General features: G+C 53.2%; 21 protein-coding genes. 8 read left to right on the top strand and 13 right to left on the bottom strand.

Going from position 1 to position 21,710, the window contains the following annotated elements:
• Positions 1–62: 62 nt before the first annotated feature.
• The 4 genes from IMCC3135_RS26040 (at position 63) to IMCC3135_RS26025 (ending at position 5,707) form a co-directional block, all read left to right on the top strand.
• Positions 63–986, top strand: a complete 924-nt coding sequence (locus IMCC3135_RS26040; protein ID WP_088920246.1) for a segregation and condensation protein A — start codon at positions 63–65, stop codon at positions 984–986.
• A gap of 43 nt (positions 987–1,029) precedes the next feature.
• Entirely contained in the window at positions 1,030–3,018 is a 1,989-nt protein-coding gene (gene scpB / locus IMCC3135_RS34810) for an SMC-Scp complex subunit ScpB (RefSeq protein WP_236994662.1), read from the top strand.
• A 72-nt stretch (positions 3,019–3,090) separates the two neighbouring features.
• Complete coding sequence (locus IMCC3135_RS35075; protein WP_236994661.1) at positions 3,091–3,927, top strand: hypothetical protein; 837 nt, start codon at positions 3,091–3,093, stop codon at positions 3,925–3,927.
• Positions 3,928–4,063: 136 nt separating this feature from the next.
• Positions 4,064–5,707: an HNH endonuclease signature motif containing protein gene (locus IMCC3135_RS26025; RefSeq protein ID WP_088920245.1), complete on the top strand. Its 1,644-nt coding sequence runs from the start codon at positions 4,064–4,066 to the stop codon at positions 5,705–5,707.
• 79 nt (positions 5,708–5,786) lie between these two features.
• On the opposite strand, the gene IMCC3135_RS26020 is transcribed toward IMCC3135_RS26025, so the two are convergent.
• Positions 5,787–6,182, bottom strand: coding sequence for a YkvA family protein (locus tag IMCC3135_RS26020; RefSeq protein ID WP_088920244.1), 396 nt, complete (start codon positions 6,180–6,182; stop codon positions 5,787–5,789).
• Positions 6,183–6,252: 70 nt separating this feature from the next.
• Here IMCC3135_RS26020 and IMCC3135_RS26015 point away from each other — a divergent pair, with 70 nt between their 5' ends.
• Positions 6,253–6,816, top strand: a complete 564-nt coding sequence (locus IMCC3135_RS26015; RefSeq protein WP_205737717.1) for an NADPH-dependent FMN reductase — start codon at positions 6,253–6,255, stop codon at positions 6,814–6,816.
• 3 nt (positions 6,817–6,819) lie between these two features.
• Here IMCC3135_RS26015 and IMCC3135_RS26010 read toward each other — a convergent pair whose 3' ends face one another.
• The gene (locus tag IMCC3135_RS26010; RefSeq protein WP_088920242.1) at positions 6,820–7,389 is read right to left on the bottom strand and encodes an exopolysaccharide biosynthesis protein; all 570 of its coding nucleotides are present in this window, start codon (positions 7,387–7,389) and stop codon (positions 6,820–6,822) included.
• A 120-nt stretch (positions 7,390–7,509) separates the two neighbouring features.
• Between IMCC3135_RS26010 and IMCC3135_RS26005 the strand changes: the two genes are divergently transcribed.
• Entirely contained in the window at positions 7,510–8,400 is an 891-nt protein-coding gene (locus IMCC3135_RS26005; protein WP_088922084.1) for a DMT family transporter, read from the top strand.
• Positions 8,401–8,415: 15 nt separating this feature from the next.
• On the opposite strand, the gene rfbG is transcribed toward IMCC3135_RS26005, so the two are convergent.
• The 5 genes from rfbG to IMCC3135_RS25980 are packed head-to-tail and all read right to left on the bottom strand — an operon-like array spanning position 8,416 to position 12,654.
• On the bottom strand, positions 8,416–9,483 hold the full coding sequence (gene rfbG / locus IMCC3135_RS26000; protein WP_088920241.1) for a CDP-glucose 4,6-dehydratase: 1,068 nt from the start codon (positions 9,481–9,483) through the stop codon (positions 8,416–8,418).
• 11 nt (positions 9,484–9,494) lie between these two features.
• Complete coding sequence (rfbC, locus tag IMCC3135_RS25995) at positions 9,495–10,019, bottom strand: dTDP-4-dehydrorhamnose 3,5-epimerase (RefSeq protein WP_088920240.1); 525 nt, start codon at positions 10,017–10,019, stop codon at positions 9,495–9,497.
• Positions 10,020–10,022: 3 nt separating this feature from the next.
• On the bottom strand, positions 10,023–10,796 hold the full coding sequence (gene rfbF / locus IMCC3135_RS25990; RefSeq protein ID WP_088920239.1) for a glucose-1-phosphate cytidylyltransferase: 774 nt from the start codon (positions 10,794–10,796) through the stop codon (positions 10,023–10,025).
• A gap of 1 nt (position 10,797) precedes the next feature.
• Positions 10,798–12,108 carry an NAD(P)H-dependent oxidoreductase gene (locus tag IMCC3135_RS25985; RefSeq protein ID WP_088920238.1) on the bottom strand — a complete coding sequence of 437 codons (1,311 nt, stop codon included), beginning with the start codon at positions 12,106–12,108 and terminating at the stop codon, positions 10,798–10,800.
• 3 nt (positions 12,109–12,111) lie between these two features.
• Complete coding sequence (locus IMCC3135_RS25980) at positions 12,112–12,654, bottom strand: Smr/MutS family protein (protein WP_236994660.1); 543 nt, start codon at positions 12,652–12,654, stop codon at positions 12,112–12,114.
• Positions 12,655–12,705: 51 nt separating this feature from the next.
• Here IMCC3135_RS25980 and msrB point away from each other — a divergent pair, with 51 nt between their 5' ends.
• Positions 12,706–13,107 (top strand): peptide-methionine (R)-S-oxide reductase MsrB, encoded by a 402-nt coding sequence (msrB, locus tag IMCC3135_RS25975; protein WP_088920237.1) that lies wholly within the window; start codon positions 12,706–12,708, stop codon positions 13,105–13,107.
• Positions 13,104–13,613 carry a TlpA family protein disulfide reductase gene (locus IMCC3135_RS25970; RefSeq protein ID WP_157736277.1) on the top strand — a complete coding sequence of 170 codons (510 nt, stop codon included), beginning with the start codon at positions 13,104–13,106 and terminating at the stop codon, positions 13,611–13,613. Before msrB ends, IMCC3135_RS25970 begins: the two co-directional genes overlap by 4 nt.
• A gap of 54 nt (positions 13,614–13,667) precedes the next feature.
• Here the strand turns inward: IMCC3135_RS25970 and acs are convergent, their stop codons facing one another.
• From acs to dksA, 6 genes are all read right to left on the bottom strand, one after another.
• Entirely contained in the window at positions 13,668–15,620 is a 1,953-nt protein-coding gene (gene acs, locus IMCC3135_RS25965; RefSeq protein ID WP_088920235.1) for an acetate--CoA ligase, read from the bottom strand.
• Between the two features lie 137 nt (positions 15,621–15,757).
• Positions 15,758–17,080 (bottom strand): sigma-54-dependent transcriptional regulator, encoded by a 1,323-nt coding sequence (locus tag IMCC3135_RS25960; protein ID WP_088920234.1) that lies wholly within the window; start codon positions 17,078–17,080, stop codon positions 15,758–15,760.
• The gene (locus tag IMCC3135_RS25955) at positions 17,077–20,010 is read right to left on the bottom strand and encodes a sensor histidine kinase (RefSeq protein WP_088920233.1); all 2,934 of its coding nucleotides are present in this window, start codon (positions 20,008–20,010) and stop codon (positions 17,077–17,079) included. The genes IMCC3135_RS25960 and IMCC3135_RS25955 overlap by 4 nt, the downstream gene beginning before the upstream one ends.
• On the bottom strand, positions 20,000–20,200 hold the full coding sequence (locus IMCC3135_RS25950; protein ID WP_088920232.1) for a UTP--glucose-1-phosphate uridylyltransferase: 201 nt from the start codon (positions 20,198–20,200) through the stop codon (positions 20,000–20,002). The genes IMCC3135_RS25955 and IMCC3135_RS25950 overlap by 11 nt, the downstream gene beginning before the upstream one ends.
• Positions 20,197–21,087, bottom strand: a complete 891-nt coding sequence (gene gluQRS / locus IMCC3135_RS25945; protein ID WP_088920231.1) for a tRNA glutamyl-Q(34) synthetase GluQRS — start codon at positions 21,085–21,087, stop codon at positions 20,197–20,199. The genes IMCC3135_RS25950 and gluQRS overlap by 4 nt, the downstream gene beginning before the upstream one ends.
• Positions 21,088–21,098: 11 nt before the next feature.
• Positions 21,099–21,515, bottom strand: coding sequence for an RNA polymerase-binding protein DksA (gene dksA / locus IMCC3135_RS25940; RefSeq protein ID WP_236994843.1), 417 nt, complete (start codon positions 21,513–21,515; stop codon positions 21,099–21,101).
• Between the last annotated feature and the right edge of the window lie 195 nt (positions 21,516–21,710).

The raw sequence follows: 21,710 nt of genomic DNA, 5'->3' as shown, positions 1-21,710 counted from the left end.
GGTAACGGATTGAGTTTGAGTCAAGTCCGCACGTTATAATCCCCGAAACCGGGAGCCCCTTGATGCAAGCAGACCCACCACCGACAGAGTCGGATTCACCGAACGAAGTTGTGGTGGACCAGGCACAGAACCAGGCAGCCGCGCAAGCAGCAGCCGAGCTTGTGCCCATTGCGAAAGTTCAGGGCTTGCCGTTTACCCAGTTGCCGCTGGATCTCTATATCCCGCCTGACGCGCTGGAAGTCTTTCTTGATACCTTCGAAGGCCCTCTGGATCTGCTGTTGTACCTGATCAGACGCCAGAATCTGGATATTCTGAACATTCCCATTGCTGACATCACCGCTCAGTACATGAAATACATCGGTTTGATGGAAACCATGCGGTTGGAACTGGCTGGTGAGTACTTGCTCATGGCCGCCATGCTTGCCGAGATCAAGTCGCGCATGCTGCTGCCGCGTATTGAAGAGCTGGGTGACGACGAGGATGATCCGCGCGCCGAGCTCATTCGTCGTTTGCAGGAATATGAACGAATCAAGAAAGCGGCCATTTCACTGGATGAATTGCCGCGATTGGAGCGTGAGCTGCATGTGTTGCAGGTTGTCACTCCTACCATTGAAAAAGATGTGCCGTTACCGGACATCAGCATGAAGGAGTTGATGAAGGCGCTGTGCGATGTCGCCGACAGAGCTCATCTGACCGGTCATCACAACATCTCCAAGGAGACCTTATCGGTTCGGGCCCGGATGACAGATGTTCTGTCAGTGCTGGTTGTTGGGGAGTTCTGCGAATTCTCCACTTTGTTCAAACCGGAAGAAGGAAGACTTGGCGTGGTTGTCACGTTTCTGGCCATTCTCGAGCTGTGCAAGGAGTCGACGATTGACATCGTTCAAGCAGAAACCTTTGCCACCATTTACATAAAGCTCAGAACTGCATCAGTAGAACCAACGGACGAAGCGACCGCTCAGGTCGAACTGCCTGAATCCGAGTGAGCGTACTCGAGTTGCAGAGCCCCAAAGTATCAGAGCCACGATAATGACGATGGACGCCCAACAGACTAGAAATATTCTTGAAGCTTGCCTGCTGGTTGCAGGCAAAGCGATGAATATCGGCCAGCTGGAAGCTTTGTTCGAGTCGGATTCAGATCGACCCGACAGAAATCAGATCAAAGATGCCCTCGCCTCACTGCAGGCAGAATATGAAGGTCGCGGAATCGAGCTGGTCGAAGTTGCATCAGGCTGGAGACTGCAATCCTGCGCCACCATGGAGCATTGGGTCGGACGGCTGTTCCAGGAAAAGAACCCACGTTACTCACGAGCACTGCTCGAGACATTGGTATTGATCGCCTATCGTCAGCCCATCACACGTGGAGAAATTGAAGAAGTTCGAGGCGTGGCCGTCAGCTCCAATATCATCAAGACATTGCAAGAGCGCGAATGGGTCAAGGAAATCGGTTACAAAGATGTCCCCGGCAAGCCCGCCTTGTGGGGAACGACCAGACAATTCCTCGACTACTTCAATCTCAAGAGACTCGACGAACTACCCACCCTGGCAGAAGCCCGCAACCTTGATGAAATTGACGCAGCCCTGGCCGCAGAAGATGCATTAGCCGAAGGCGTTGCCGCTAATGATGAAAGCGAGTCAGGCGAAACCACTGAGTCAGGCGAGACCACTGAGTCAGGCGAGACTGCTGAGTCAGGCGAGACTGCTGAGTCAGGCGAGACTGCTGAGTCAGGCGAGACCACTGAGTCAGGCGAGGCCACTGAAGAGGCGGATGATCAGCTGACTTCTTTGGCGAGCAGTTTGCCAGGAGCGAATACAGTCTCCTCTCGAGAAGGTCTGAGCGCTTTGGTCAGCAGTTTTGTTGGTAATAACAATATCGAAGTGCAAGCCGAGTCCGGGACCGAGTCCGGGACCGAGCCCGGGGCTGAGCTCGAACATCCAGCTGCCAATGAAAAGCTGGGCGATGATGAAAAAGACTCTGCCGAGAACAGTGAGGAGAAGTCTGTTAGCACCGATTCTGATGTTGGTGCTGAAACTGATGTCAATGCAGATACTGATACAGCCACCGCCACCGCAGTAGATTCGACTGAACCTGACGAAGCGCATAACCCTTGGTCGTCCATGACTGGGAGTCTGCCGGGAGCTGGAATTGCGCCGCAAAAGGAACAGCTCAGCACACTGGTAAGTAGTTACGTTGATCAGGGTAGCGAAGCCACAGATGCTGAGATTGAGCCCGTTGTTCAAATCGACAACGCCGATTTGACTGAAAGCACAAGTAAAAATGCCAGTCAGAGCACGATAGCAAAAAGCGATTCAGAAGGCGATTCAGAAGGCGATTCAGAAGGCGATTCAGAAGGCGATTCAGAAGGCGATGATGATGAATCAGTCTCGCACTCTGAGTCCGATGAAAAGAATGTCGAAGAGTTTGTTGAGGCAGAGCCTGAAGTTGCAGTTGAAATAGTCTCTGCACATGATCTGGTAATTGAAGAGTGGCAACCACCTAAGCCACGAAATACTACTGATTCAACTGATTCAACTGATTCAACTGATGCTGTTAGCGATGACACAATAGAGCTTGAGTTGCAGGCTGAAGAGATTTCAGGAAATGCTGAATCTCAATTGCGCAAAGTAATTGATGATTTTGCCGATGAGCATTGGCAGGAAGTTGAGGCCAGGGCTGAATCAGAATCACGAATCTTCAAGAACGATCAGAGTGAAAGTGTGGAAGGCGAAGCGGAAAACCTTGCAGACGAAAATGCGGAAGCTCGTGTGGATTCGATTCCAGCAGAGTCAGAGTCAGCAGCAACAAAGTCTGCCGGTTCCCCCTTTGCATTTGGGGCGTCCCGAGCTGAACCGGCTGACTATCAGTCTGACGTAAATTCAGAACCAGATAATCTGTCTGACGACGAACACCTTCAGCAGCAAGACAATGATGATCTGGCAAGCAAGGGTGATCAAACCGATGCCAAGCCTGAAGAAGGCACAGACAATAGTCAAAATGGTAGGGACTCTGAACCTTGACTAGCTAGGCAGTACGACGCAGAGCGAAGGATCGCTACCAACCACGAAGAAACCGATTCAGATATGTCCAGCATGACGGACGATGAACTGAATCAGGCTTTGGCTGACGAACTGTCTGCCATCATGGCTGCGTCTGAAGAAAATACAGTTGATGAATCAGTAGTCACCCAATTAGAAGCCGAAGCTCAAGCCGAAGCTCAGACAGAAGTCCCAGAAGTCCCAGAAGTCCCAGAAGTCCCAGAAGTCCCAGAAGTCCCAGAAGTCCCAGAAGTCCCAGAAGTCCCAGAAGTCCCAGAAGTCCCAGAAGTCCAGAAGTCCCAGAAGTCCCAGAAGTCCCAGAAGTCCCAGAAGTCCCAGAAGTCCAGAAGCCCAGAAGCACCAGAAGCACCAGAAGCACCAGAAGCACCAGAAGCACCAGAAGCACCAGAAGCACCAGAAGCACCAGAAGCACCAGAAGCACCAGAAGCACCAGAAGCACCAGAAGCACCAGAAGCACCAGAAGCACCAGAAGCACCAGAAGCACCAGAAGCACCAGAAGCACCAGAAGCACCAGAAGCACCAGAAGCACCAGAAGCACCAGAAGCACCAGAAGCACCAGAAGCACCAGAAGCACCAGAAGCAACAGAAGCAACAGAAGCAACAGAAGCAACAGAAGCAACAGAAGCAACAGAAGCAACAGGGCACTCTACAGTGGCTGAGCTGGTTGTTCTGGAGCCGCTAGAACCAACGAAAGAAACAGAGCAAGAGTTGATCGTGTCCGAAGTGGATGCGGAGCCTGCTGAAGCTGACGCGGAAGAATTTGAAATCGGTATCGAACGCGAACCCGAGCCGAAAGTCGGCTTCGTTAAACGTTGGTCACGAAAAATCGTGGGTTGGGTAAAGCGCGTTTTCAAATGGCGGAAAGGCTAAGGGCATTCCCTTGATGCTTTTCCACAAATTAATACTTCCCTGAATTAAGATTTTTAGCTGTATTTATATACAGTTAAATTATTTGCCTATTTGCGCCTTGGATGCTATATTGATTTATCCAAAAAGGCATGAAATCATGGATATTTCAAGCAATCAGGGAAACGCTTCTCATGACGATAATGCAAGTCGTGACGGCGAAAATTCAAGTTCTCGAAAGCAGCGTATGCCTTTGGGAACAGAATGCTTTGATGCGGAGGCACGAGAATCCTTCGGTCGTAATGTCCGGCTTTTCATGTCGCTCACAGATGGCTCTGCCATTCCGCCGATATCTGATTCCCCCGATAAAGCCATGCCAGACGATGCGCCTGCCATAGCTCGTCGGCTGAGACAGGTCGGTCAGGATATAGCCTCGGGTATGGCAGACCAACTGGAATTGCTGGTGCGTTTTGACGATCTGGAAGGTTGGAAAATATCCGGTTCTCGTCATTGCGTTGCCTGGATGAATAGCGAGATGGGAATCAGTCTTCAGCTCGGTTGGGAGTATCTGCGGGTCGGTCGCAGGCTGCGAACGTTGCCTATCATCAAAGCATTGTTTAGAGGCGGTAGGCTCACTTGGTCTATCGTGCGTCTGTTATCCCGTGTCGCTGATGAAAGTAATGAGGCACTTTTGTGTCATGCGGCGCTTGATGCCTCAGTTTCCGATGTGGAGCGCCTATGTCTTGAATATCGCTGGCAGCAGGATGCTGATGAAGACGAGGCCAATGGCGAGAACTTCCGCAGCTTGAAGCAAATTGAAGCACGATCGTTCACATGGGGTGGCGTGAGTAACGGCAATACCCTCATCAAATTATCCTTGCCACCCGAAGTCGCCGAAGCTTTTCTCAATAGCGTCGAACAATCACTGGCACAACTGGACGAGAATGATGCTTCCATGCAGCAACGTCGTGCTGACGCTGCTGTTCTGATGGCGGAAAACAGTTTGCACAGTGTTGGACGCGACATGGCTACTGCTGATCGCTATCAGGTCATCGTCTCAGTAGACGCCTCTGAGTTGAATGCAAACAGGGCGATTGAAAATACTCCACCCAAACGCCCAGTCGTACGCAATGCTGGCCCTATCGCTACAGAGACGGCCCGTAGAATCGCCTGCGATTGCAGTATCGCCACCATCATTCACAAACACGGAGAGCCTGTTGATATTGGCCGCAAGTCACGTCTCTGGCCACCTGCAATGGCCCGTGCCATCAAGAACCGGGATCAGCATTGCCAGCACCCTGGCTGCACACAAACCCGACATTTACAGATTCACCATATTCATCACTGGGCGGATGGTGGGTCTACCTGTGTAGATAACGGCGTATGTATTTGCGCCTACCATCATTCTCTTCTGCATGAAGGAGGCTATCGAATAGAACGTGTGAGTGATTCGAAAGAAGGACTTGAAGAACAATTCATACGACAACAAGCTACGTCGCAAACTTTTGATCAAATTGAAAGACAGTTACGTAATAGCCAGGAGTCTTTTCAGCTTGTGAGCCAGCTGTCACCTACCCGATTTCGTTTTCGCGTCGTGAATCGGGAAGGGCAGGATATTCGCGATATTTCAGATTTTTTCAAAGAGCCCTGTGTAGCAGAGAGAAGGGCGGGGGCAGAAAAGGATTTCCACTCTACACATGTAGACTCGGATCTTGATCCAGATAGTCAGAGTAAAGGTTTTTCGAGTTGGCCGGGAGTTGCTGAGATGGCAGGTAAATACCGGATCGCAGAAGCTTGTACATAAATCGTGATCATGAGATAAACAACTGTTGCAAGCTATATCGTGCAAGTCATCAGTGAAAAATGGAAACTCGCCAGTCTGATCAATCCATATTCGTTAACGTGGAATTTCTGAACCACAGCAACAGTAGTGAAAGACAAAGAATCCAGATGCCGATAATGACGATTGCGGCGGCACGACTTTGTGGGCGTGATAATACAGCTCTGGATTTTTCACGTGCGTCGTTCAGAATATCTTTCGGTAATAGGCGAATGACGAGAAACAATCCCAAAGGGACGATCAGCAAATCGTCGAGATATCCGAGAACTGGAATAAAATCCGGGATCAGATCAATTGGGCTTAGTGCATAGGCAGCAATGATAATGGCAAAGCAACGAACAAGCAGCGGTGTTTCAGGATTGCGTGCTGCGAAATAGACTGCAACTACATCCTGTTTGAGTTGCTGTGCCCATTGACGAATTTTGACGGTGGTTTTCATGTAAGCGTTTTACGTTACTGTCATCTGTATACTTCTGCATACTATGTGCAAACCTCGGGATTCTTTCATTGTGAATAAAATACTTGTATTTGCTGGCAGTGCTCGTAAAGCGTCAGTCAACAAGAAGTTGGCTGCTGTTGCGGCTGAAACAGCACGTGCAGCAGGAGCCGAGGTTACGTTGATTGATCTTGCTGATTATCCAGCGCCGGTTTATGACGGTGACATTGAGGCAGGTGAGGGTATACCGCAGAGCATTCGAGATTTGAAAACTCTAATCGCCTCTCATGACGGCATGATCATTGTGACCCCTGAATACAACGGTTGTGTGCCGCCATTGTTAGTCAATTCCCTGGACTGGGCTTCGCGTCCGGAAGGTGATGAAGTCTCTAGTGCTGTCTTTGCTGGCAAAAAAGTGGCAATTGCAGCCGCATCGCCTGGTGGTATGGGTGGCGTTCGAGTCATTCCTCGTCTGCGAGATTTTCTGGCAGAGCTGGGTGTTGTGACAGTTCCGGGGTTCGTCACCTTACCCGGTGCTTTTTCGGCGTTTGATGATGATGGCAAGCTCACTGATGAGAAAACGGCATCGATGTTGGAAGCGTTGGTTGGACGTCTGGTAAGCTCCTTGGCGCAGTAGGATTTATAACAGTAAACCTACAACGCTGAAAGACAGCATTGAGATACTCAGTGCTGCCAGCATCAACCAGCCGTCGTGGACCAGCAAGGCGATGCCAATAAGCGCAATCGCTGCCATTGGCGCCGTGCTGGCAAAAGGGATGAATTCCAGGGGCGGCACAGTCAGTGCCAGCAGCATGCAAGTGAAGGCGGCTATATTGGTGACCGGAGTTTGCGTCAGGCGGGCAAGACGTTCACTTGAAAACCAGGAGTCCAGTTTACTGATTATGGGTTTGAGTTTGCTGAGGGCGCCGGTCACTTTATCGCTTGTCAGTGAACGTTTGCGCAGCAGCTCGGGAAGCCATAAATGCTTGCGACCGATAAGCATTTGGCTGGCCACCACCAGAATGATGCTTGCCAGAAATGTGGGTACTCCGGGCAAGCCGCCAATGGGACTGATTTCGATAGCGGCCGGTACGATCAGAAAGGGGGCATAACCTCTGTTACCGAGTTTTTCAACGACATGCCCCACTGAAACTGATTCGCTTTCAGAGGCCAGCTCGTTTAGTGTGTCGGAAATTTCACTAAGTTGCATGATCGTTTTTGAAGCCACAAAACAGGAGGATACAATAATTCGCCTGCATGATAATGACAGTACAGTCGAGCCAATGCCTCCATCATGAATTCTTCATCATCGTCAGCAATCAATTCCACCATGAGTCTTCATAACTGGCTGATGTTGCTGGTGTTGTCTCTATTGTGGGGAGGCTCCTTCTTTTTTGTCGGAGTTGCGGTGTCCGCACTGCCTCCGCTGAGCATTGTGTTCTTGAGGGTGGCAATGGCCGCTTTGATTCTCTGGTTAGTCGTCATTCTGCTCAGAGTGCCATTGCCAGGCAGTCGCTCGGGCTGGTTGGCGCTGCTGGTCATGGGGGTACTCAACAATGTCATCCCCTTTAGTCTGATCGTCTGGGGGCAAACTCAAATTGATTCCGGTCTGGCCTCCATTCTCAATGCAACGACACCGCTGTTTGGTGTTGTTTTAGCGGGACTGTTACTGAGCGATGAGCGCATGACTCGGCTCAAGGTGACGGGAGTTGTCATCGGCTTTATTGGCACCGTCTGGATGATCGGTCCGGGTGCTTTGCAAGGATTGGGAGGCGATACCTTGGCGCAACTGGCCATTATGGGCGCGGCAATTTCCTATGGTTTTGCAAGTGTCTTTGGTCGCCGGTTCAAGCGTATGCAGATTGATCCGGTGATGGCAGCAACAGGGCAGGTTACATTGTCTGCCGTTATCTTGTTGCCATTGGTGCTGATAGTGGATCAGCCCTGGACTCTGGAGTCGCCCCCAATGTCTGTCTGGTTTTCCATGGCAGCGCTGGCGGTGTTTTCCACCGCACTAGCCTACATTTTGTACTTCAGAATTCTGGCATCGGCGGGGGCTTCCAACTTGCTGCTGGTCACTTTCCTGGTGCCTGTCTCAGCCATTTTTCTGGGATATTTCTTCCTGGATGAACGACTGGCTACATCGCATTTCATCGGTATGGCGCTGATCGGGCTGGGTCTGTCTGCTATTGACGGGCGGCTTTGGCGGCGACGTCAATAGCAGAGCAGGGGACAGTTACAGTTTGCTGAATCGCTGAATAGTCTCCAGAGACTCCTGCTGCATGTCTGCGCCATCTTTCCAGGCTGAATGCCAACGGGCGATCTCTTTCAGGCAATGTTCGAGATTCCAGACAGGATTCCAGCCAAGCTGTTGTCGTGCCTTGGAGCAATCGAGCTTCAGATGTTGTGCTTCGTGGGGCTGAGCCGCAGACTCCAGCTGCCAGCCAGCACTGCTTTCGCATTCACGTATCAATTGCTCGACTATCCAGGACACGCTTCTGGCATCTGCATCGTGCGGACCAAAGTTCCAGGCCTGCGTCCAGGGCTCACCTTCGGTATACAGCTTTTCTGCCAGCATCAGGTAACCAGCGAGTGGCTCCAGAACATGTTGCCAGGGGCGTATGGCATTCGGGTTGCGCAGCACGACATCCTTGTTGTTGGCAATCGAATTGAGCAGGTCGGGGATGAGTCGGTCTTTGGCCCAATCGCCACCGCCAATGACATTGCCAGCTCGTGCCGTGGCTACAGCACAGTGACGAGCATCTTCACCGGTGGCGCCCATGAAGGACAGACGCCAGGATTGGGCAACCAGTTCGGTACAGGCTTTGCTGGCGCTATAGGGGTCGTGTCCGCCCAGTGCTTCGTTTTCGCGATAGCCCCAATCCCATTCGCGATTCTGATAACACTTATCGGTGGTGACAACCAGGACTGCCTTGACCGATTCACAGCGTCGAACGGCTTCGAGTACATTGATGGTGCCCATGACATTGGTGTCAAAGGTGGTAACCGGGTCTTTAAAGGATTCACGGACCAGTGGTTGGGCGGCCAGATGCAGGACTATCTCTGGCTGAGCTGCTTGTACAGCAGCTTCCAGTGAGTCGCGATCCCTGATGTCACCGATACATGATTCTACGAGATCATCGATGCGTGCCAGTTCATAAAGGCTGGGGTCGGTGTCCGGAGCAAGTGCATAGCCATGAACGTTTGCGCCCATGGAGTTTAGCCATAGTGCCAGCCAGCTGCCCTTGAACCCGGTATGGCCGGTCAACAGGACTCGTCGACCTTTCCAGAATGTTGTGTTCATGCGGTTATCGTTCAAAGCAGAGGCCATTGTGCATCCTTGTCAGATACCTGGTCGACTGGCAGAGGCCACTGGATGTTCAGTGACGGATCATTGAATCGCAAGCCGCGTTCGCAGTCAGGTGTATAGAATCCGGAGACCATATACATGATCTCGGTATTGTCTTCCAGCGTCTGAAAGCCGTGAGCAAAATTGGCTGGGACAAACAAGGATCTATGATTCTCCGCACTCAGCTCTACAGCGATGTGTTCGCGATAGGTCGGTGAGTCCGGACGCATATCGACGATGACGTCGACAATGGAGCCCCTTGTGCATCTGACCAACTTGGTCTCTTCTGCTGGCGCAACCTGATAGTGCATGCCACGCAAGGTTCCTTTGGAGACATTGAACGAGAGGTTGGATTGCACAACACTGCTGTTCATCCCCATTTTGTCGAGTTCTCTCTGGCAAAATGAGCGGGCGAAAAAGCCACGCTCATCTTCGAGTCGATCGAGTTCGACTATCCAGGCGCCGTCGAGTTTGGTCGCAATGAATTGCATGTTCTACCAGACCTTCCAGGGCGCGGCTTGCTCTTGCCACAGTGACTCGAGATACTGCTTGTCACGCAAGGTATCCATAGGTTGCCAGAAACCTTTGTGTTTGTAGGCACTGAGTTTTCCCTGATGTGCAATGCCGGTTAGCGGTTGCTGTTCCCAGGATATATCGTCACCGTCGATGAAGTCGATGGCTTCGGGTTCAACCGCAAAGTAGCCGCCGTTGATCCAGGCACCATCGCCATCCGGCTTCTCAAGAAAATGCGTGACCTTCGTCTGTGATTCGCCGAGCGCCAGTGCGCCGAAACGTCCCGGGGGCTGCACGGCAGTGAGAGTCACTAGCGAGTTGTCTGCCTTGTGGGTAGCCAGTAGTGCGTTGATGTCGACATTGCTGACACCGTCGCCGTAAGTCAGCATGAATGTCTCGTCGCCAATATAAGGTTTTGCACGCTTGATGCGACCCCCTGTCATTGTGGATTCCCCGGTGTCTACCAGCGTGATTTTCCAGGGTTCCTTAGCCGGGTCGAGTATCTTTACCGAGCCTTCGCTCAGATCAATTTCGACTGAAGAACTGCGCATCGCGTAGTTGGCAAAGAAGTCCTTGATCACGTGTCCCTTGTAGCCACACAGCACGACGAACTCATTGATGCCAAAGTGTGAGTAGGTCTTCATGATATGCCAGATGATCGGCATGCCACCGATCTCCACCATGGGCTTGGGCCGAATATTGGTTTCCTCGCTTATGCGAGTGCCCAGACCACCGGCGAGAATGACTGCTTTCACTTTAGATACCTGCCTTTGAATTGAAAAATAGGATGTTCTGCTCCTCTCGAAGCCTGTCTGCCAGACGGCCCTGTGGTAAGCGCACATCGCTCAACCGCAGTGTGCTGTCTCTGGGAATGTCACGTAGTAGTACACAGCCTTCCGCCAGACCCATTGGCAGGAGTTTGTCGGCATGTACGACGTCCGCGTTTTCGCATTGTCCGTAAGTCATGTAATGACCGATACCATCGAGCGTCTCGCCTTCTTTGAGATCTCTCTTGGCTGTGGCAATAACATCGACACAGGGGCCGAATGTGGGGGTGATGGCCGGGTCTTGAAAGAGGGCGGCCCGTGCGATCGTGGTTGGTACTTCGAAGTGACACAGATGGTAGGGCGTATAGAACGAATAGAGCGGGCCGGTACCCAGTTTGTACATCTCCAGCAGATGCTTCTGCGTAGGGTCGTCATGTGTGCCCAGAACGAATACTCCGGGTCCGGGGGTGGCACCGACTACATAGTCCACGATTCCGGTCGGGTGCTGAGTCAGATCGATCGGATACCAGTCTGCCGCGTTGTCGATGTGTTCGCCATTGTCGACAGTAGGGCCGAACATGCCACGCTGGGCGACGCGCATATTCGTAGCATTGGCTACCAGAGCCTGTTCGAAGGAGATTTTGGTGCCGTCGGCGAAGGAGGTCACCATAGGGGCGTTCTGCTTCCAGCGATCGGCAAACGCCTGCTGTGTGGTGGGTGTGCGGTACGGGTCCTGCAGACCTTTGATATTGCCGCATAGCACCGGCTTTACACCGATTCCCTTGACGTAGCGATAGAGGTTCATCAGCACGCCGGGCTGGTCGCCATCGACATTGGTCAGAACGACGCCAGCCTTGTCAGCATGGAGCTTGAGAATGGGGCCGATGGTACTGTCCAGTTCCGCATTCATCATGACCACATGCTTGCCGTGAGCAATCGCATCCATGACCACATGTGCACCAAATTCCACGGCGCCTGTAATCTCGACGATAACGTCCAGATGTGGACAGGCACATAGCAGTTTGGGGTCTTCCATGATGCAGTATTCGCCGCGTTCAACGGCACTGTCGAATTGCTGCTGTTGAGTGACGCTGACAGGTTCATCGATGCCCGCTTCGCGGTACATGCGCGCAGCGCCGTCCAGATGTCGGTTGCTGACACCGGCAAGGTAGAAGCCGGGACAATACTTCAAAAGTTGCAACGCCACGCCACGAGCCATGGCACCGGCACCTACGATTCCTACTCGGATTGGTTTGCCGGCATCGGCTCGGCGTTGTAAAGCAGTATCAACAATTATCAAGGCTTAGGTTCGCTTTAGTAAAACGTAGACAGCTCCTGTACCACCGTCATTGAGCCGGGCAGAACAGAAGGCCAGTACTTGCCGATTGCGCTGAAGCCACTGATTCACCGCAGGCTTGAGCCGCGGCCCGCGTTCTGCAGTCTTGCGCCCCTTGCCATGAATCACTCGTACGCATAGATGTCTGCGCTCTTGTGCTGCATGTAGAAACTCGGAAAGTTCCTGGCGTGCTTCATTGACAGTCAGGCCATGCAAATCGATCTCGGATTGAAGTGAATAGCGGCCACTTTTCAATTTTTTCAGAACAGAGCGCTGCACACCGGGCTGGGTATAAGACAGGTGTTCGCCGGTTTCCAGGAAATCGGTTTCACTCAGATCATCCAGCAAGGCACGCATCACGGAACGATCATCGTCCTCAGAGTGTCTCAGTATTGGGCGACGAGGTGGCGCTTCGGCTTCGACGCGGTCATTGTTGACTGAGCGCACTTCTCCAACAGCCTCGCGAAACAAGGCCATATCATCGTCGCTAACTGTTTTTTTGACACTCACACCCTATTATACGGGCACTGAAGGTAGGCTGGAAGCAAAGAGGAGAGAAGCGTGACTCGTAAGGTAGAAAAAACTCTGGAAGAATGGGCCAAAACCTTGACAGCCACCCAATTGAAAGTGGCACGGGGCAAAGGAACCGAGGCACCATTCTCGGGCAAATTCAATGCACATACGGAGGATGGCACTTATGTGTGTGTCTGCTGTGGTGAGCCGTTGTTTGAGTCCGAACACAAGTTCGATGCTGGTTGTGGCTGGCCGAGTTTCTATAAGCCGGCGAGCGAGACCGTGATTGACGAAGAAGTAGACACTACGCTGGGTATGCACAGAACCGAGGTGATGTGCGATGCCTGTGGTGCACATCTGGGGCATGTCTTTCCAGATGGTCCGCCTGAAAAGACCGGACTTCGTTACTGTATCAATTCTGCATCACTCGATTTCAAGGAGCGCAAGTGAGCTTTATCCGACAAGGTTTTGCCGTTCTTCTGGTCGCTCAGCTACTTTTTGGCAGTCAGGCGTTGCATGCCGACTCACGGCTGGCAGAGGTGGATCGTTCACTGCCGGAGTTCGATCTTGCCTCCGTGGATGCCGGGCAGTGGCAGAAAGACACTCTCAAGGGCAAGGTCTGGGTCATCAATTTCTGGGCAACCTGGTGCCCACCCTGTGTGGAAGAAATTCCATCCATGAATCAGGCATGGCAGGTTCTGGAAGAGCAGGGCGTGGGCATGCTGGCAATTAATGCCGGTGAAGGTCGGGAAGCCATCGATACCTTTCTTGGCAAGATTCCCATCGACTTCCCGGTTTTACTGGGAGATGGGAACAGCCTTGCCAACTGGTCAGTCAGTGCACTGCCGACGACTATCGTGGTCGATGCCGAGGGTCAGGTGGTCTATGAAGCGCTGGGGCCTCGTGAGTGGCATGAAGAAGAGTTGCTTGCCAAAATTATCGAGTTACAGGAATAGATCTTCTCTGTAACTCGATTAGCGAGCCCGATTTAACGGGCTCGTGAGTCTGTCTTATGCTGACTCGCAGGCCTGGTTTTCCCGATGTTCCACCAAACCATCGACGACACCAGGGTCTGCCAGTGTTGAAATATCACCAAGGCTTGAGACATCATCCTCGGCAATCTTGCGCAAAATGCGGCGCATGATCTTGCCTGAGCGGGTCTTGGGCAAACCGGGTGCCCATTGCAGCAGGTCGGGGGTGGCAACCGGGCCCACTTCAGCACGGACATGTCGGATCAGGTCCGCTTTGAGTTCATCGCTGGGTTCAGCATTGTTCATCAGCGTTACATAGGCATAAATGCCTTGACCCTTGACAGGGTGTGAGTAACCAACCACGGCGGCTTCGGCGACTGCTTCATGCAGCACCAGTGCGCTTTCGATTTCTGCAGTGCCAAGGCGATGGCCGGAGACGTTCAATACGTCATCGACTCTGCCGGTTATCCAGTAATAGCCATCCTCATCCCGACGTGCGCCGTCCCCCGTGAAGTAGTAACCGGGGTACATGGAAAAGTAGGTGTCCCTGAACCGGTCATGGTCACCATAAACCGAGCGCATCATACCGGGCCAGGGGCGTGTGATGACAAGGTTGCCTGAGTTGGGGCCTTCGAGAATATTTCCCTGCTCATCGACTAAAGCCGGCTCTACGCCGAAGAACGGTTTGCATACCGAGCCCGGTTTCAGGGGCGTCGCTCCTGGCAAGGGTGAGATGAGGATGCCGCCGGTTTCAGTTTGCCACCAGGTATCAATGACTGGGCAACGCGATTCACCAACAACTTTTGAATACCATTCCCAGGCTTCGGGGTTGATGGGTTCACCGACACTGCCCAGCAAACGCAGAGAGCTTTTGTCGATTGAGGTGACCGGCTCATCACCTTGAGCCATCAAGGCACGGATAGCGGTGGGTGCGGTGTAGAACGTATTGACCTTGTGCTTTTCGATGACTTCCCAGAAACGACTGACCGTGGGGTAGGTCGGGATGCCTTCGAACATGAGGGTGGTGGCGCCGTTGGCCAGAGGCCCATAGACAATGTAGGAGTGTCCGGTGACCCAGCCCACATCGGCAGAGCACCAGTAAACCTCACCATCCTTGTAATCGAACACGTATTTGTGCGTCATGGCGGCATAGAGGATGTAGCCACCGCTGGTATGCAGAACCCCCTTGGGAGTGCCGGTGGAGCCTGACGTGTAGAGGATGAAGAGCGGGTCTTCTGAGTCCATCTCGACAGCTGGGCAATCGTTGGAGGCGCCGGAAATAAGTTCGTGATACCAGAGGTCGCGCCCGTCTTTCCAGTCAACACCCTCACCGCCGCGCTTTACCACGACCATACGTTTGACAGATTCGGCCTTGTCACAGGCAATGTCTGCATTGGCTTTGAGTGGCAACTTGCGGCCGCCGCGCATGCCCTGATCAGCCGTAATGATGAGAGAGCAGGCCGAGTCGTTGATGCGATTCTTGAGAGCATCTGGTGAAAAGCCACCAAATACGATCGAATGAACGGCACCGATTCGAGCGCAGGAAAGCATTGCAACGGCAGCTTCGGGAATCATTGGCATATAAATGCAGACCCGGTCACCTTTCTTGATACCGATACCTTTCAGAGCATTGGAGAATCGGCAAACCTCGTCGTGAAGCTCTGCGTAGGTAATGTGGCGGGACTCACTGGGATCGTCGCCTTCCCAGATGATGGCTGTCTGGTTAGCACGTTTTTCCAGGTGGCGATCAAGGCAGTTGTAGGACACGTTGAGCTTGGCGCCATCGAACCATTTGATATCTCCGGTGTGAAAATCCCATTCCTGAACCGTTTCCCAGGGCTTGAACCAATCTATGAACTCTTCCGCCTGCTCAGCCCAGAACTCATCGGAATCATCCATTGAGCGTGCGTACATCTCCTCGTAGCGTGCTTCGTCGATATAGGCTGACTCCGCAAATTCGGTAGAAACGGGGTAGATATGATCTGTCGACATACGAATGTCTTTAGTTGAGGCTGATGACGGCAGTGTACCCTCACAAAAGTTAGAGTCAAACAAACGAGCGTGGTAAATCCAAGTCTCTGAGAGTATTGATTTTAGTCTGTGATTGTTGTAGCAATACGACAAATCATTCAGGGCGAAACGCTTTCAGCGCTCTCGCGCAGCAGATTCATTTTCTGGCGACGCTCCCAGAGAGCCTTCCGGCTGATACCTAGTCGGGCTGCCAGTTCTGTCTCTGATAACGTTAACTGGTTATGCAGAACGAAGTAGCGGAAGTACTCATCGAGGCTGAGATCGCGACTGCCGGTCGCACCGTGAGAGAAACCCAGGTCCTCGCTGGTAATGGTATTGCCGTTTGTTACGAATACCGCTCGGGTGATGACATTGTCCAGCTCCATGACGTTGCCCGGCCAGTCATTGGCGCGTAAAGAGGCTTCGGCGTCGACCGATAGTTTCAGGCGTCGACAGCCATGACGTCGTTCGATGACGCGTAGTTGCTGGCAGGCCAGAGGCAATATGTCGTCGCGCCTTAGCCGTAGCGGAGGTACGGAGAACTGATCGTTGACAAAGAGCTCGGCCAGTTCCGGAATCAGGGTGTTATCGGATTCGAGTTGTTCGATAGAATCATGTGCAATCGTGATGATCTTGACGTTGATGGAGCGCTGACGACTAGTGCCTGGCAGATTGATGCTGCCTTGCACGAGCACACTGGCTAGTTGCAGTTGTAGCTCTGGCTGGAGTTGTTCGGGATGCCGCAGTACCAGGGTGCCATTGTGTGCTGCCTGCAATAGACCGCCCGGTGGCAAGCCGTCGCGCGGAACCTCTCCGCTGCTGCCCAGTAGTGCAATCGCATCGCTCGAGGCGGTATCGATGCCAATATCGGCAACCACGAAAGGGGCTTCTCGCCGGCAGCCATTGGCGTGAATGAGCCGTGCCAGGCCTTCCCGGTCAGTTCCCCACTCTCCGTGCAGGTGCAGGAAGCGTTGCGTATCCCGCAGATCGGTCAGTGAGTTGAGCATATCCTCAAGCACCGTACCTCGAACGTGTTGTTGCAAGGGGCTGGTACGCTGCACATCCAGGCGTAAAGCCCGATTCTGCGCCTGCATCAGGTTTTGCATCAACGCACGGTTGATGACCATGAGCAGTTCGTCGTGATCAAACGGTTTGGCAATATAGTCAATAGCCCCGTGACGCATGGCGTCAACCGCTGAGCGTACGCTGGCATGGCTGGTCATGATGATGACCGGCACCGGGTCGGCCAGGGGGATGACGCTGGTGCCCTCGGCGCCGGGCAGGCGCAGATCGGCCAATACCAGATCAAAGGATTGAGGCTGTGCGGCTATTGCCTGCTCAACCGTTGTGGCTGTCTCGACATGGAAGTGGTTGCGTTCCAGCAGGCGACGCAAGGCCTTGAGAATGACTTCCTCGTCTTCGACCAGCAGTATGCGTTTCATGAGGCGGCGTTATACAAAGGCAGAGTGACAATCATACGCGTGCCTTGTTCACTATCGCCAATTCGCAGGCGACCCTTGTGATTGGCAACGATGCTGTAGGCCAGCGACAGTCCCAGTCCGGTGCCTTGGCCAACGGCCTTGGTGGTAAAAAAGGGTTCGAACATCTGTTCACGGGCTTCAGGGCTGACCCCACTGCCTTCGTCAATTGTCTCTACGGTCAGTTCATTATCGTGTATGAAACCTTGAACGTGAATGGTGGCGCCGTCAGGTGAGGCATCACAGGCATTATTGACAAGATTGACGAAGACCTGCATCAGCAGATTGGCATCACCGTAGACCAATACCGACTCGGGCATGGATGTCTGAATCGAGAGCCGGCGCAAGTCGGGAGAGAGTTTGATCAGGCGAACGGCTTCATTGACTCGTTGTGTTACATCCACTACTTCATAGGGCGTGTCGGTGACCGCGTCGGCATGTGAGAACGTCAACAGTGAGCGGACAATGGAGTTGATTCGGCCAACCTGAGTCAGGATGTCGTCTGTTTGCTCGCGTATGACAGGTGCTGATTCATTGTCAGACACTTCATAATGAAGATTCTGGGCAATACTTGCGATGCCAGTCAGTGGGTTGCCGATTTCATGGGCGACACCTGCAGCCAGTCGCCCTATGGAAGCCAGGCGTTCACTGTGTGCCAGCTCGGCTTCGAGTGTGTCCAGTTCGGTGCGATCCTCCATCAGGATGACTTGGCCGACCAGAGCATCGGCCTGACCGATCGGCATGCCGATATCAGCACCAATGTCCGCTTTGTGAAGGTTGATGGTGACTGGTCGATCGCCCGGAAAAGCCTTGCGACGAATCTGGTGTTTATCGCTCGAGAGTGCAAAGTTTGACAACAAGAGACCCCAGGGGGCCTGCAGTTGATCCAGTGGCTTGTCGTAGGCATCCCGTTCGTCGATCCCGGTCAGTTTGTGCATGGCCGAGTTCCAGATATAGATCTGCCCATTGGCCGAAATGGAACACACCCCCAATGGCAGCTGTCGCAGCACATCCTGCAGGTACTGGCGCAGATCATCGATTTGCTTGGTCAGGCCGCGCATCTGCTCGCGTGACGATTGCAGGCGGCGCTCCAGCATGCGGGCATCAAGCGTATTGCTGAGCAGGCCTTCGTGACTGCCGGGCTGGCGGCGCAGGATTTCGCGTGCCAGGGTGGGGCCTAGCAGACCTGTCAGGTTTCGCTCCAGTCGATCGTGCAGAACGCGCAGTTCTGAGCGTCGTGTTTCATCCTTGCGAATGCCGGTTTCCTGTAGAGCGCGATCGATTTCGTCGCGCGCCACTCTGCCGCCCAGTGCCTGGCGCAGTGCATAGCGATAGTGAACCACCGATTGTGCAATGGTGGCCCCTGATGCTGTCAGAGCAGAATGCTCATTGGCGGCCTGTGCTGCGGCAAGTTCTTCATCGGTCGGCTGGCTCAATAGTGAGCCAACAATGAACAGAAAGGCGTTGATACTCAAGGTGCAGAATGTGGTCAGTGTCCAGATATCGATGCCAGGTGCAACCCATTCAGTTGGCACGATACGGCTGTCTATCAATGGCAATATCAACAGCAAGAACCACACGCATGAGCCTGCTGTCAGGCCGGTAATGAAGCCGGCCTGGGTGGCACGTGGCCAGAACAATACGCCGAAAACACCGGGCAGTAGCTGGGCTGCTGCGACAAAGGATATCAAGCCAAGACTGGCCAGGCCATCCTGTAGTTCGATGATGATATAGAACCCGTAGCCGGCCCCGATGATGGCAGTAATGATCATGCGACGGCCCCAGAGCAGGCGTCGATAGAAGTCCCGAGGTCGGTTGGTGGCCAGCGTTGCGGGCAGCAGAAAATGATTCATGCACATGGATGATAGTGCAAGCGTGGTAACTATCATCATGGCGCTGGCAGCAGACAAACCACCCAGAAAAACCAGTATGGCCAACCATTCCCGACCCAGTGTCAAGGTCATTCCCAGTACATAGAAATCCGATTCCATGGGCAGGGAAAGAAATCGTCCGGCAAACAGAATGGGGATGATCGGCAGGTTGAGTATCAGCAGATATAGCGGGAAAAGCCAGTAGGCGGTGTTCAGGTGCCGTGGGGTTTCATTCTCGGCAAACGTCATGTGATATTGACGTGGCAACGTAAAGGCTGCGCAGAACGAGAGCAGCAGCAAGGTGGGCCAGAGACCGGTGGTGGCCGGCGAGTACAGTGCATTCAACATCTCAGGTTGTTTGCTGGCCCATTGACTCATGGCCATGGGAGAGTCGAATACCTGAGTGACTGCAAACAGTCCGGCAATGACCATGGCAATCAGTTTGATGGCGGATTCGAAAGCGATGGCCACGACCAGGCCACGATGTTTCTCCCGAGGCGTCAGGTGACGAGCACCGAACAGGATGGCGAATATGGTAATGACGGCGCAGAAAACCAGTGCAAGCAGATTGGGTGGAGCTTGCTGACTGAGTATCTGTATGGATTCGGTGACAGCTCTGATCTGCAAGGATATATAGGGCAGGATACCGATGAGCATGAACAGTGTGACTGCAAAACCCGTTGCTCTACCGCCGTAGCGAAAGGCCAGCAGATCGGCAATCGATGTGAGTTGATGCTCACGGCACAATCGCAGAATGGGCCTTAGCAGATAGGGTCCCAGGATGAAGGCGCCGGTGAGCCCCAGGTAGATGTTGAGGAAGGCAAACCCGCTGCGATCGGCCAGGCCAACGCTACCGTAATAGGTCCAGGAGGTGGCGTAGACGCCGAGCGATAATGAATAAACCAGGGGTGAACGAACGAGTCGGTCAGGCAGCCAGCCACGTTCGGTGCACCAGGCGATGACAAACAGAAGGCCCAGGTAGCTGAGGGCGATGGCAAACAGAAACGCAAGATCAATCCCCACCGTCTTGCTTCCGTTGAAGTCTGTGCTGGTTGATAGCCACTAGTACGATGATCAGCAGCCAGGGAAGGTACATGGCATACCAGGGCAGGGTGAGTGTTGACCACCACTGATTGAACGGCGAGTTGACCAGAAATAATGCCAGCAGGCAGATCAGCAGACTATGGTCTGTTGGTGGTGCACTTTGGTTCACACGGTGATCCGACGTACTCTGGGTACGCGCGCCATTTGCCAGTGGCTGATAGCCTGGCTCCAGAATTCTGTGACGCTGCTGGCTTCAATGTCTATCTGTCCCAACGCTTGCCAGGCCTGTGCAAGGGTGGTCAGTGGTTCGAATTCATCAATGGGAGGTGCCTTTGAATGCTTGCTCAGTTTGTCGCCGTTGACGTCCATTGCCACCGGTAGGTGTGCATATTCTGGTGGTCGCAGATCCAGTGCCTTGATGATTCCCAATTGAGCTCCAGTGCCTTCCAGCAAGTCGGCACCTCTCACTACGTGAGTGACATTGTCCGCATCGTCCACGGCGCATGCCAGTGCATAGGACACCAGTTGATCACGGCGCCAGACGATACTATCGCCAACATCGAGGCTCAGGTCAAATTGTTGCAAACCCTGGACGGCATCCGTAAATTCGACCTTGCCCAGCATGTGTAATCTCAGGGCGTGGTCAGCCACAGGCGTCAGAGTCACGAGTTGATTGCGGCAGTGTCCGGGATAGATCTGGCCGGCAGGTAATGAGCGGCGGCTGCAATTGCAGGCAAAGACAAGCTGTTTGTCGATCAGAGCTGCCAATGCAGCGTGATAGCGTTCTATTCTGTGACTTTGCCACAAAATGGGGCCATCCCACTGGAAACCGTGAGACTCCAGGCTACGCTGAATGGCATCCGCGGACCCCGGAACTGATCGGGGGCCATCGATGTCGTCTATGCGTAGTTGCCAGACGCCATTGCGCTGGCGGGCATCGCAGTAACTTGCGAGCGCCGCCAGTAGCGAGCCGAAATGAAGCTCCCCTGTGGGGGAGGGGGCAAAACGTCCAATCGGTCTGGCCGCTGGGGCTGTCTCCAAGCGACCGTCTGTCATCGAAAAGCGTGTCAGGCCGTCTGACGTTCGCGGATCTCTTCCAGAGTCTTGCAATCTATGCAGAGCTCGGCAGTGGGGCGTGCTGTTAGACGTTTGACGCCTATTTCGATGCCACAGGTTTCGCAGTAACCATACTCATCGTCATCAATGCGCTTCTGGGCTTCGTTGATTTTCTTGATCAGCTTTCTTTCCCGATCTCGGGTGCGCAGTTCCAGACTGAATTCTTCTTCCTGTGTGGCACGATCGTTCGGGTCAGGAAAGTTGGTGGCATCATCTTTCATGTGCCCCACAGTACGATCCACTTCTTCCATCAGCTGCTGCTTCCATTCGGCCAGTTTCTGACTGAATTCCTGCAGCTGCTCGTTGGTCATGTAATGGCCGTTGCCGCGCTCGTAAGGGACAACCGTGGATTTGCTGGAGACCTCCAGCTCATCGTCACCGTCATCATCATCATAATCATTGTTCACTACAGGGGCTGCAGCAACTTTCTTGGTTTTGGACACAGGCACTTTCTTTTTTGAAACCTTCGTTGAGGTAGATGTACTACCGATGGCAGAAGCTGACTTCCCGGCTGAATCTTCTTCAGCGTCGACTTGGTCGTTGTCTATGTCAGTATTTTTAGC

Source organism: Granulosicoccus antarcticus IMCC3135, from assembly GCF_002215215.1.
Classification (GTDB): Bacteria; Pseudomonadota; Gammaproteobacteria; order Granulosicoccales; family Granulosicoccaceae; genus Granulosicoccus; species Granulosicoccus antarcticus.
Note: the sequence above shows the minus strand (reverse complement) of the source record. Positions and strands in the feature narration are given on the sequence as shown.